The following is a 12,282-nucleotide window of genomic DNA, read 5'->3' on the forward strand; positions in this document are numbered from 1 at the left end:
ACCACACCGAGAGGGATACGACGATGACTCCCAAGCTGCGCCTGGCGCACACCGTGTTGCAGACCAACCGCAAGCCCGAGATGTGCGACTGGTACGTGCGCGCGCTCGACGCCCACGTGGTGCACGAGACCGAGATGATCACCTTCCTGACCTTCGACGAGGAGCACCACCGGCTCGGCCTGATCGCCGCCCCGGTCCCGTTCGAGGAGCGCACGCCGATGACCGTCGGACTCGCGCACACCGCCTACACGTTCGCGAGCCTCGCCGACCTGCTCGACCGGTTCGCCGTGCTGCGCGCGGCCGGTGTCCGCCCGCACGTGTGTGTCGCGCACGGCCCGACCACCTCGCTGTACTACCGCGACCCCGACGGCAACACGGTCGAGTTGCAGATCGACAACTTCGCCGGCGCCGAGGAGACCACCGCATACCTCACCGGGCCCGAGTTCACCGCCGATCCGGTCGGTCCGGCGTTCGACCCCGACCGACTGCTCGCCGACTACGAGCGTGGTGTCCCGATCGCCGAACTCACCACGCGGACCTGGGCGGCGGCCGGAGCCGTACACAGCCACCCGCTGCTCGCGCTGACCGGCGACGAACCCGCCCGACCGGTATCCGCCGAATGACCGCCATCTCCGTCGACCCGCCGCGTCGACCCGGGGCGCCGACCGCCCCGCGGGCATCGGCCGACGCCGCTGCCCGCGGTGACCGCAGCGCGTCCGACGACCGGTTCGGCGCGCCGGACGGGCGGGTCCTGCTGTCCGGCGTGCAGGCCCTGGTTCGGCTGATCCTGGACCAGCGCCGGGCCGACGCCGCCGCGGGGGCGAACACCCGGGCCTACGTATCCGGCTATCAGGGCTCGCCGTTGGGCACCGTCGACCTGGAGTTCGCCGGGCAGTCCCGGCTCCTCGACGAACTGGGGATCGTCTTTCGGCCCGGCGTCAACGAGGAGTTGGCGGCGACCGCCGTCGCGGGCAGCCAGCTCGCCGCCGGGCACGACGACGGCACGGTCGACGGCGTCCTGGGCGTCTGGTACGGCAAGTCGCCGGGCGTCGACCGCGCCGCCGACGCGATCCGGCACGGCAACCTGGTCGGCACCGGGTCGACCGGCGGCGTACTGATGCTGGTCGGCGACGATCCGGCGGCCAAGTCCTCCACCGTGCCCGGCGCCTCGGAGGCACTGCTCGCCGCGCTCGGCGTACCGGTGTTCTCGGCCGGGGACATCCAGGAGCTGCTCGACCTGGGTCGGCACGCCATCGCGTGTTCGCGCGAGTCGGGCCTGTGGACCGCGCTCAAGGTGGTCACCCGGGTCGCCGACGCCACCGCGACCGTCGACGTGGGCGGCGAGCACGCGCCCGACGGGCCGCCGACCGGGCCCGGACACACGCCCGACGCGATGATGATCGGCCCACGACTGCTCGCCATGGAACGCGATCTGGTCGAGACCAGGCTCGCCCGGGCCCGCGCCTACGGCCGACGGCACGCGCTGACCCGGCTCACCTCGACGGCGCCCGACGCACGCCTCGGCGTGGTCACCGCCGGTACCGCGTACCACGATCTGCGCCAGGCCATGGATCATCTCGGCGTCGAGGACGCGCTGGTGCGGGTGCTCAAGGTGGGCATGATCCACCCGATCGACGCCGAGGCGGTGCGCGAGTTCGCGATCGGCCTCGACGAGGTGCTGGTCCTGGAGGAGAAGGGCCCGTTCCTGGAGCCGCTGGTCAAGGAGGCGTTGTACGGCGCGCCGAGTACCCCGACGGTGACCGGCAAGCACGACCCGACCGGCGCGGCACTGGTCCCGCTCGCCGGCGTGCTGGACGCGGGCGTGGTCTCCAGGGTGCTCACCACCCGGCTGCTCGCGCATCACGATCTGCCCGACCTGCGCGCCGGCGGCGAGCCGGTCCCCGCCGCCCGGCGCACGCTGCTGCCGCTGGTGAACCAGCGCACCCCGTTCTTCTGTTCGGGCTGCCCGCACAACATTTCGACGAAGGTGCCGGCCGGCACCCTGGTCGGCGCGGGCATCGGCTGCCACGGCATGGTCACGGTCAATCCGCAGGACCACGGCGAGATCACCGGCCTGAGCCAGATGGGCGGCGAGGGGGCGCACTGGATCGGCATGGCGCCGTTCCTGGCCCGGCCGCACCTGGTGCAGAACATCGGCGACGGCACGTTCGCGCACTCCGGCTCGCTGGCCGTGCGCGCCGCGGTGTCGGCGGGGGTGAACATCACCTACAAGCTGTTGTATAACGACGCCGTCGCGATGACGGGCGGCCAGACCGCCCAGGGCCGGCTGTCGGTGCCGGCGATCACCCGCCTCCTGGAGGCCGAGGGGGTGCGCCGGATCGTGATCACCACCGAGGACGTGAAGCGGTATCGGCGGGTTCGCCTCGCACGCATCGCATCGGTCCGGCCCCGCGAGGAACTGGACGCGGTGCAGCGCGAGTTGGCGGCGCTGTCCGGGGTGACCGTGCTGATCCACGACCAGTTGTGCGCGATCGAGAAGCGCCGCAAGCGCAGGCGTGGCGAACTCGCCGATCCGGCCGAGCGGGTGTTGATCAACGAGGCGATCTGCGAGGGCTGCGGCGATTGCGGCGCCACGTCGGGCTGCCTGTCGGTCGAGCCGGTGCCGACCGAGTTCGGCCGCAAGACCCGGATCCACCAGTCCTCCTGTACCAAGGACTTCTCCTGTCTGCGCGGCGACTGCCCGGCGTTCCTGACCGTCCGGCCCGGGCGCAGCCGCTCCCGGCCGGCCGGGTCGTCCAAGCCGTCCGGGCCCGCCGCGCCCGCCGGCCGACTGCCCCACCCGCCCGAACTGCCGCTCCCGCAGCCGCGCGTGGGCACCGACGACCTCCGGATTCGCCTGGTCGGCATCGGCGGCACCGGGGTGGTCACCGTCGCCCGGGTCCTCGGCGCCGCGGCGGCGCTGGCCGGTCTGCACACCGCCGGGCTTGACCAGACCGGACTGAGCCAGAAGGCCGGTCCGGTGGTGTCCGACCTGCGGATCTCGGCCGCGCCGGTAACCGGCTCGGCAACCGTGTCGACCGGTGGTGTCGATCTGCTGCTCGGCCTCGACGTGCTCGGCACCGCGGCGGCGGCCAACCTGGCCAACGCGAACCCCGAACGCACGGTGGCCGTGATCGACACCGGCCTGGCCCCGACCGGCCGGATGGCCACCGACGTCACCACACCCGCGCCCGATCCCGCCGCCGCCCTCGCGGTGATCGACGCACACACGCGGGCGGCGGACAACATCCGGATCGACGCGCGCGATCTCGCCGAGCGGGTCTTCGGCGACCACCTGCCCGCGAACGTGATCATGCTGGGCGCGGCCTGGCAACACGGCCTGCTGCCGGTCCCGTTGGCGACGATCGAGGAGGCGTTCCGGCGCAACGGCACCGCTGCCGAGCGTAATCTGCTCGCGTTCGGCTGGGGTCGCGCGGCGGTCGCCGCCCCGGAGGCGGTGGGCGAACTGCGCCGATCGCACGACGGCGAACCGCGGCTCACGGCGGTGGCCGCCGCCCTGGTCGAGCGGGTCGCCGACGCCTCGGGCGAGTTGCGCAGGCTGCTGACCATCCGGGTGCCGGAGCTGATCGCCTATCAGGACGCCGACTACGCCCGGCGCTACGTCGACGTGGTCGCCCGGGCGCACGCGGTGGCGGCCCGGCGGCTCGCGGGCGACACCGCGCCGGCCGAGGCGGTGGCCCGGGGGTTGTTCAAGCTGATGGCCTACAAGGACGAGTACGAGGTGGCCCGCCTGCATCTGGCCTGGCTGGTCGAGTCCTCCGCCGAAGAGACGTTCGCGATCCACCTGCACCCGCCGGTGCTTCGGGCCATGGGCATGAACCGCAAGATCCGCCTGGGTCCGTGGAGCACCCCGCTGTTTCGCGTGTTGTACGCCGGTCGCCGGCTGCGCGGCACCCGGCTCGACCCGTTCGGGCCCGCCGCGGTGCGCCGCACCGAGCGGGAGTTGGTCACGGAGTACATCGAGCATGTGCGCCACGCACTCGACCGGCTCACTCCCGAGACCCGGGACGTGGTCCTGGAACTGTGCGAACTCCCGGACACGGTACGCGGATACGAGCAGATCAAGCTGGCCGGCGTGGCCCGCTTCCGCGAGCGGGCCCGGGTGCTGCGCGCCCGGCTCGCCGACCCCACCCCATCGACAGCCGGAGCCGAACATGCTGCTGCACCTGGTACTCGCCACATGGAAGCCTGACGTGCGCGCCGAGGACGTCGCGGAACTCGCCGCGTCGGTGCGCCGGTTCGCCGACGACATCCCCGAAGTGCTGCTCGTCCGGGCCGGCGCCGACCTGGAGATCCAGGAGCACAACGCCGATTTCGGAATGGCGGCGGTCTTCGCGGACCCCTCGGCGCTGGGTGCCTTCGCCGCGCATCCCGCGCATCTCGCGGTGTCGCGACGGCTGGCCACGATGGTCGCCTCGGTCACCCGCCTGCAATTCTCGCTCGCCGACGACGACCCGATCATCGGCCGGCCCGACCCCGTGAAGGCGTGAGGAGCCCCATGCGTACCGCGACGATCGACGACCGCCTGCACATCCTGGTGGACGCAGGCGCGATCGACGTACACACCACGAGCGGCGGCCGGTTCGCCCCGGACCCCGACGCCGCGTTCGAGCACTGGGACCGGCTGCGGGACTGGGCGGACACCCTCGATCCGGCGCGGGCCGTGCCGGTGGACGGGGCCCGGGTGGGGGCACCCGTGCGGCGGCCTCGGCAGGTGTTCGCCGTGGGGGCCAACTATCGCGACCACGCCGCCGAGGCGGGCTTCGAGATCCCGGCCTCACCCGTGGTGTTCGGCAAGTTCCCGAGTTGTCTGACCGGACCGTACGACCCGGTGACGCTGACCGGCGCGACGGTGGACTGGGAGGTGGAACTGGTCGTGGTCGTCGGCCGGTTCGCGCGCCATGTCGCCGCCGAGGACGGTTGGGCGTACGTGGCCGGGTTGACGGTGGGTCAGGACCTGTCCGACCGTACGGTGCAGTTCGACGGGCCGATCCCGCAGTTGTCCCTGGCCAAATCCTGCCCCGGGTTCGGGCCGCTCGGCCCGGCGCTGGTCACCCCGGACGAGTTCGCCGACCCCGACGACCTGCGGCTCGGCTGCTCGATCGACGGCACCACGCTCCAGGACGGCCGTACCCGCGACATGGTCTTCCCCGTACCGGAGCTGATCGCCCGGTTGTCGGCGCACTGCACGCTGCTGCCCGGCGACCTGATCTTCACCGGCACTCCCGCCGGGGTCGGCGCGGTCCGTCGGCCGCCGCGCTTCCTGCGTCCCGGCGAGACACTGGTCAGCCACGTCGAGGGCATCGGCGAACTCCGCAACCCGATGGTGGCGCCGCCGACCCGGCCGTGACCACCCCGACCGGCGGCCCGCTCCGGCGGGGTCCGCCGGTCGGGTGCGTGCCGGTCGATCAGGGGCCCACCGCGGCCAGCCCGGCGGTGTCGCGGCGAGCGGCCCGCGGGGCGCCGCCCGTTCCGGTCGGGGTCGCTCGGCGGTGCAGGGTCGCGGCCTCGCGGGCGTAGCGGTGCACCGGGAACTCGTCGGCCGCCGCGCCGAGGATCCGTACCGCCGTCGTGCTCGTCTCCATCGCGGCCTCCACGGCGACCAGTTCGGCCACCGACGCCTGGCGGGTGTACGACAGGCCGGCGTCGCGGCGGCGGGCGGCGTCCAGGTACATCGCCCGGGCCGAATCGATCGCACCCGCGCATTCGGCCAGGACCCCGCGGTCGGGTCGGGCGGCGCAGTCGGTCGCGATCTCCAGCGCCGCCTGGGCCAGGCCGGTCGCACACGCCGCCGCGCCGAGCCGCCCGGCGTCCAGGATCTCGAACGCGATCCGCAGGCCCCGGTCCCGGACGCCGATCAGCCTTTCGGGTTCCAGGTACACGCCGTCCCAGTAGGCGGTGGTGGTCGGGAAGGCGCGCAGCCCGAGCGACTGCTCGGGCGGGCCGAAGTAGAGGTATTCGTCGGCGCCGGGCGCCAGGAAGCACGAGACGTCGGGCCGCGCCGGGCCGGTGCGGGCGAACACGGTGTGGAAGTGCGCCCGGCCGCCGTGCGCCAGTTCGACCTGGGTGCCCACCATCAGGTGGCCGCCCCTGGTCCGCTCGGCCCGACAGGCCACTGCCGACGGGTCGGCGCCCACGTGCGGCTCGGCACGGCCGTGGCCGCCGATCAGCGCGCCGTCGAACATTCCCGGCAACCACTGCTCGCGCTGCGCGTCGGTGCCGTGCACGGCCGTCGGCAGGCACGCCAGCGTGTGTACGTGTACCGCGTCGGCGAGCCCCACCCAGCGCGCGGCCAACTCCTCCAGGACCTGGAGGTAGACCTCGTACGGCTGGCCGGCACCCCCATAGCGCACGGGGTAGGGCAGCCCGGAAAGCCCGGCCCGGCCGAGCGCGCGGAACAACCCCGTGGGGTAACGCGCCTCGGCCTCACAGGCGCCGGCCCGAGGCGTGAGCTCCCGATCCGCGAACGCCCGCGTGCGGGCGATCAGGTCATGGGCGGCATCAGAGGGGAGCAAACGGTCGACAGGCACGGGCGCCTCCCAGGGCCGACGGACGGCCCGGCCAGAAATCCGGGTCGGACGCCGAACCCGCACGACACCCCCCGCACCGGAGCCGCCCGAACCAACCCCGGGAAGCCCGGGACACGTGGGCACGGTAGAGCGCCGGCCCCCACCCACGGATCGTCCACCACGACAAACCCGACCCCCCTCCTTTGTCGCCCCCACCCACCTCCGGCCCCACCGGCCGCCCGGCCCGCACCCCGGCGTCGGTGGGCACCGCCCTCCCGCACACCCACCGACCACCCACAACATCCCACCGAACTCCCACCCAAACCCCGGTCGCCCCCACACCCCCGCCCGCCACCCATGGAAACCCGCCCCTCCACCACCGCACTCCCACCGAACCGCGCCCAACCTCACCCCACGCCCCCACCGCCTTCCGCCATGCATCCGCCGCCGGACGCGGCACCCCCTCGTCGTCCCGCCCACTTCGCACGTACCCCCGTCGCCCTCCACCGGCCCCGCCCGCACCCCTCGCGCCCCCACCCGCGCCGCCTGCCTCACCCGCCGCGTCCACTCCCCGCCCGGCTTGGCCGGCCGCCCGCCCGGGGCTCCCGTGCCCCACCCCCGCGCCCCCGCGGCTCTCTACCGCACGCCCGGCGCGCCTCCGGCCGCCCCCGCCGCGGTGCCCGTGGGCTCTTGTCCGCCCCCGGGGAGTGCGCAAGCGTTCGGAGGGGGTGTGTCGTCGTGGCTTTGTGCCCGGTTACGGAAACCATCGACAGCATTGGTCATTCGGACGAAGCACCCGGTGCGCGCCGCCGCCTAGCGTCGCTGACACACCGACCGGAAGGATTCGACATGGGTTCCGACCTGCACACCCGCGCCGTCGTCGCGGATACGCACAACGACCTGTTGATGGCGGTGGTCGAGCGACCACCCGGACGTTGGGCGAGCTTCTTCCGCGAGCAGTGGTTGCCGCAACTCCGCGAGGGCGGGGTGGACGTACAGGTGCTGCCGGTCTTCGTGGACGACCAGTTCCGGCCCGAGGGGGCGCTGCGCCGCACGCTGCGCATGGTCGAGTGCGCGCACGCCATCGCCGAGGGCAACCCGGACGACGTGCGCCTGTGCCTGAACGGCGACGACATCGACGCGGCGCTGGCCGAGGGCCGGATCGCCCTCGTCCTGGCCCTGGAGAGCGCCCCCGGCGTGGACGCCGACCTGGAGCTGTTCCGCACCCTGTACCGCCTCGGCGTCCGGGTCGCCTCGATCGCGCACTGGGGCCGCTCCCCGCTCGGCGACGGCAGCGGCGAAGACGCCACCGGCAGCCGGCTCACCCACGCCGGCGTCGAGGCGCTGCGCGAGATGGAGCGCCTGGGCATCGTCTTCGACATCTCCCACCTGGGTACCTCCGGCGTCGCACACGTATTGCAGGAGGCCACCCGCCCGCTGCTCGCCAGCCACTCGGCGGCCCGGGCGCTGTGCGACCACCACCGGAACCTGACCGACGAGCAGATCCGGGGCGTGGCCGCCACGGGCGGTGTCGTGTGCGTCAACTTCGTGCCGGACTTTCTGAGCACCGAGCGCGCCGAGCAGACCATCGACCGCATCGTCGACCACATCGAGCACGTGATCGGCGTGGCAGGCATCGACCACGTCGGGATCGGCCCCGATTTCCTGCGCGAGGTGCTGGCCGACATCACCCCGCCGTGCTGCGAGGGCGTCGACTACACCGGCGTGGACACCTCGACCACCCTGCCGGGCCTGGACGGTCCGGCCGAACTCCCCGCACTGACCGAGGCATTGGTCCGGCGCGGCTTCGGTGAGAAGGAGATCATGGCGATTTTGGGCGGCAACGTACAGCGGCTGTTCCGCGCCGAGTTGGGGCGGGCCCGATGACCGGCCCGACGACCGACCCCACAGGCGCCACGGGCGCCGTCTCCGCCTTCGACACCGACGCCATGCTGGCCGATCTGGCCGAGTTGGTCACGTGCGAGTCCTTCTCCGCCGACCTGGCCGCGGTCGCCCGCAGCGCCGAGGTGGTCGCCGCGCAGGGTGCGCGCCTGCTCGGCGCCCAGCCGCGCCGGATCGTCATCGAAGGCGTGACCCACCTCCAGTGGACCTTCGGCACCCCGCGCGTATTGCTGGTCGGCCACCACGACACGGTGTGGCCGATGGGCTCGCTGATTACCCATCCGTGGTCGGTGCGCGACGGGATCGCCCGGGGGCCGGGGTGCTTCGACATGAAGGCCGGCCTGGTCCAGATCTTCCACGCGCTCGCCTCGCTGGACTCGCTCGACGGGATCGGCGTGCTGATCACCGGCGACGAGGAGGTCGGCTCGACCAGCTCGCGGGAGCTGATCGAGGACGCCGCACGCGGCTGTGCGGCCGCGTTCGTCCTGGAGGCGTCCGCCGACGGCGGCGCGCTCAAGACCGCGCGCAAGGGCGGCTCGCAGTACGAACTGGTCGTGCACGGCAAGGCCGCGCACGCCGGTCTGGAGCCGGAGAAGGGGATCAACGCCGCGATCGAGGCCGCGCACCTGGTGCTCGCCCTCGACGGCCTGGCCGACGTGGTCGACGAGGGGGCGACGGGCGACTGGCGCACCACGGTGACCCCCACGGTGGTGCGGGCGGGCGCGGTGTCCAACACGGTGCCGCCGCACGCGGCGGTGACGGTCGATGTACGGGTGCCCACGCGCAAGGCGCAGGACCGGGTCGACGAGCTGATCCGCGCGCTGCCCACGACCGTGCCGGGTGCCCGGGTCGAGGTATTGGGCGGCGCCAACCGCCCGCCGCTGGAGGACACTTCCTCGCGCGCGCTGTTCGACCTAGCCGGCCTGACCGCGGCCCACCTGGGCCTGCCGCCGCTGCACTCCGCGGCGGTCGGCGGCGCCTCCGACGGCAACTTCACCGCCGGCATCGGCTGCCCCACCCTCGACGGCCTGGGCGCCGTCGGCGGCGGCGCGCACGCCGACCACGAACACGTGATCGTGGCCGAACTGGCTCCGCGTGCCGCGCTGCTCGCGGGCCTGATCGACGCGGTGCGGCGATGAGCGCCCCCGTGCTCAGCGCCCCGGCCATCCGGGAGCTGCACGAGCTCGACGAACTCGAGGCTGTCTGCGCGCTGTTCTGCGAGATCTGGGGCACGCCGGCGAACAACCCGCCGATCAACGTGGAGCAGATGCGCGCGTTGTCGCACGCGGGCAACTACGTCGCCGGCGCATACGCCGACGGCCGGCTCGTCGGCGCGACGGTCGCCTTCTTCGGCGCGCCGACCGCCCGCACCATGCACTCGCACATCACCGGCGCGCTCCCCGGCCACGCGGCGGGCCTGGCGCTGAAGCTGCACCAGCGCGACTGGGCGCTCGATCGCGGCCTGCACCGGATCACCTGGACGTACGACCCGCTGATCGCCCGCAACGCGCACTTCAACCTGGCCAAGCTCGGCGGTGTGATCGACGCCTACCTGCCCAACTTCTACGGCACCGTGGACGACGCGATCAACGCCGGCACCGACACCGACCGCGCCATGGTCGGCTGGGACCTGGCCGAACCGCGCGTGGTCGCCGCGGCCCGCCGCGAGTCGATCCCGGTGGTCGTGCCGCCCGGCGCGGTGGCCGCACTGACCGACCGCGACGGCCGGCCCGCGCTCGGCCGCACCGACGCCGAGGACCTGCTCGTCGGCGTCCCGGCGGACATCGAGAAGTTGCGGCACACCGACCCGGCCACGGCCCGGGACTGGCGACTCGCGCTGCGCGAGGTGCTGGCCGGGTTGCTCGCCGACGGCGCCCGGGTGACCGGCTTCCACGGCCGGTCCCGATACGTGCTCACCCGCAGGCCGGTCGCATGACCTGCCACCGAACCACCTCGAACCGATCAGGAGTCCAGGCACCATGAAGATCAACGCAATCGAACTGCGCCGGATCGCGATGCCGCTGCGCGCGCCGTTCCGCACCTCCTTCGGCGTCGAGACCGCCCGCGACATCGTGCTGGTGCGCGTGGTCACCCCCGAGGGCGAGGGCTGGGGCGAGTGTGTGGCGATGTCCGAGCCGCTGTACAGCTCGGAGTACGTGGACGCCGCGCTCGACGTGCTCAAGCGTTTCCTGATCCCCGCGCTGCCGGAAAAGGTGGACGCGCGGGCGGCGAAGCGGGCGATGAAGCCGTTCAAGGGCCACCGGATGGCGAAGGCGGCGCTGGAGACGGCCGTGCTCGACGCGCAACTGCGGGTCTCCGGCGAGTCGTTCGGATCCTTCCTGGGCGCGTCGCGCGATCGGGTGCCGTGCGGGGTGTCCGTGGGCATCATGGACTCGATCCCCGAACTCCTGGAGTCGGTGAGCGGGTTCGTCGAGGAGGGCTATGTCCGGATCAAGCTGAAGATCGAGCCGGGCTGGGACCTGGCGCCGGTGCGCGCGGTGCGCGAGCGGTTCGGCGACGACCTGCTGCTCCAGGTGGACGCGAACGCCGCGTACACGCTGGCCGACGCCCGGCAGCTGGCCAAGCTGGACGACTTCGACCTGCTGTTGATCGAACAGCCGCTGGCCGACGACGACCTGGTGCAACACGCCGCGCTGGCCAAGCAGTTGAAGACCCCGGTGTGCCTGGACGAATCGATCGAGTCGGTCGAGCACGCCGCCGCCGCGATCACCCTGGGCGCGGCCTCGATCATCAACGTCAAGCCGGGCCGGGTCGGCGGCTACCTGGAGGCCAAGGCCATCCACGACCTGTGTGTGGCGCACGGCGTGCCGGTCTGGTGCGGCGGCATGTTGGAAACGGGCCTGGGCCGCGCCGCCAACGTCGCCCTCGCCGCGCTCCCCGGCTTCGTGCTTCCCGGCGACACGTCGGCCTCGCGCCGCTACTTCGCCACCGACATCACCACGCCGTTCGAACTCGCCGACGGACACCTCGACGTGCCCACCGGCCCGGGCCTGGGCATCGACCCGATCCAGGACATCCTGGATTCGGTGACCACGTCCAGCGAGTGGATCAAGTTCTGAGACGTCGGGAGCCTTTCCCGAGCGCTCGCTGAACGACCCGCGGCACCCGGACGATCGAACGGTCGTCGGATCACCATCCGATCCGACGACCGGATCGTCCGGGTGCTTCGGCATGCGCATCGGGCGCCGAACGTGTCCACCGGCTCCGGCACGGGGCCGCCATCCGCATCATGAGACACGTTGGACGAGGCGTGGCGGGTGTGCGAACTTCGATGTCATGCGGCGTCGGGCGATTATTACCGACGGCGTGCCGACACCGGGCTGAGCAGGACGACCATTCCCTGCGGCCCACCGTCCGCACGCAGACCTCTCGCGCTTCGCGAGGGGTCTTTCTGTTTTCTCCGACGGTTCGCCTCGAAACCGCGCACCCTCCCCCCACCCACGACAGGAGCACAGCGACCCATGGTCGACGACGGCACCCAGGTCCTCGATGTCGCTCGGTACGCCCCACCCGCCCCACGGCTCGGCCCACCGGACCGGCCCCGAACCGCCGACCCGGAGATCGCCCACCTGGTGGCCCGCATGCGCCATCACCAAGGCTCGCTGGCCCGGGTCGCCTCCGTCCTCAACAACCACGGCGTCCACCGACTGACCTACACCTCCACCGACCTCGGCGCCGCCACGGTGGAGGTGAGCGTGCATCGGCGCGATGCCGCCCGGGTCGAGGCCAGACTGCGCCGGCTGGTGGAAGTCACCGAGGTGACCCACCTGTCGGCCGACTGACACGCGCCGCCGTCGGACCCGTGGCCCCGCCCACACCCGGGTGGGGT

At 73.0% G+C, this 12,282-nt stretch carries 10 protein-coding genes; 9 read left to right on the forward strand and 1 reads right to left on the reverse strand.

The annotated features are described in order from the left end of the window. The first annotated feature begins 23 nt into the window (after positions 1 to 23). The 4 genes from ACFXKZ_RS37045 to ACFXKZ_RS37060 are packed head-to-tail and all read left to right on the forward strand — an operon-like array spanning position 24 to position 5,371. Entirely contained in the window at positions 24 to 623 is a 600-nt protein-coding gene (locus tag ACFXKZ_RS37045; RefSeq protein ID WP_380007116.1) for a VOC family protein, read from the forward strand. After that, positions 620 to 4,213 carry an indolepyruvate ferredoxin oxidoreductase family protein gene (locus ACFXKZ_RS37050; protein ID WP_380007119.1) on the forward strand — a complete coding sequence of 1,198 codons (3,594 nt, stop codon included), beginning with the start codon at positions 620 to 622 and terminating at the stop codon, positions 4,211 to 4,213. The genes ACFXKZ_RS37045 and ACFXKZ_RS37050 overlap by 4 nt, the downstream gene beginning before the upstream one ends. Then, positions 4,176 to 4,511, forward strand: coding sequence for a Dabb family protein (locus ACFXKZ_RS37055; protein ID WP_380007123.1), 336 nt, complete (start codon positions 4,176 to 4,178; stop codon positions 4,509 to 4,511). The genes ACFXKZ_RS37050 and ACFXKZ_RS37055 overlap by 38 nt, the downstream gene beginning before the upstream one ends. Positions 4,512 to 4,519: 8 nt before the next feature. Continuing rightward, positions 4,520 to 5,371, forward strand: coding sequence for a fumarylacetoacetate hydrolase family protein (locus ACFXKZ_RS37060; protein ID WP_380007126.1), 852 nt, complete (start codon positions 4,520 to 4,522; stop codon positions 5,369 to 5,371). Between the two features lie 58 nt (positions 5,372 to 5,429). Here the strand turns inward: ACFXKZ_RS37060 and ACFXKZ_RS37065 are convergent, their stop codons facing one another. Then, positions 5,430 to 6,551 carry an acyl-CoA dehydrogenase family protein gene (locus tag ACFXKZ_RS37065; RefSeq protein WP_380007129.1) on the reverse strand — a complete coding sequence of 374 codons (1,122 nt, stop codon included), beginning with the start codon at positions 6,549 to 6,551 and terminating at the stop codon, positions 5,430 to 5,432. A gap of 828 nt (positions 6,552 to 7,379) precedes the next feature. Here ACFXKZ_RS37065 and ACFXKZ_RS37070 point away from each other — a divergent pair. The 5 genes from ACFXKZ_RS37070 (at position 7,380) to ACFXKZ_RS37090 (ending at position 12,235) form a co-directional block, all read left to right on the forward strand. Beyond that, positions 7,380 to 8,417 (forward strand): dipeptidase, encoded by a 1,038-nt coding sequence (locus ACFXKZ_RS37070; protein WP_380007132.1) that lies wholly within the window; start codon positions 7,380 to 7,382, stop codon positions 8,415 to 8,417. Positions 8,418 to 8,479: 62 nt separating this feature from the next. Then, the gene (locus ACFXKZ_RS37075; protein WP_380007442.1) at positions 8,480 to 9,571 is read left to right on the forward strand and encodes a M20 family metallopeptidase; all 1,092 of its coding nucleotides are present in this window, start codon (positions 8,480 to 8,482) and stop codon (positions 9,569 to 9,571) included. Then, positions 9,568 to 10,368 (forward strand): GNAT family N-acetyltransferase, encoded by an 801-nt coding sequence (locus tag ACFXKZ_RS37080; RefSeq protein ID WP_380007135.1) that lies wholly within the window; start codon positions 9,568 to 9,570, stop codon positions 10,366 to 10,368. The genes ACFXKZ_RS37075 and ACFXKZ_RS37080 overlap by 4 nt, the downstream gene beginning before the upstream one ends. A gap of 43 nt (positions 10,369 to 10,411) precedes the next feature. Further along, positions 10,412 to 11,512 carry an o-succinylbenzoate synthase gene (gene menC / locus ACFXKZ_RS37085; RefSeq protein ID WP_380007138.1) on the forward strand — a complete coding sequence of 367 codons (1,101 nt, stop codon included), beginning with the start codon at positions 10,412 to 10,414 and terminating at the stop codon, positions 11,510 to 11,512. Between the two features lie 402 nt (positions 11,513 to 11,914). Beyond that, positions 11,915 to 12,235 carry a hypothetical protein gene (locus ACFXKZ_RS37090; protein ID WP_380007141.1) on the forward strand — a complete coding sequence of 107 codons (321 nt, stop codon included), beginning with the start codon at positions 11,915 to 11,917 and terminating at the stop codon, positions 12,233 to 12,235. Positions 12,236 to 12,282 lie beyond the last annotated feature (47 nt).

This window comes from Embleya sp. NPDC059237, assembly GCF_042754105.1.
Lineage (GTDB): Bacteria > Actinomycetota > Actinomycetes > Streptomycetales > Streptomycetaceae > Embleya.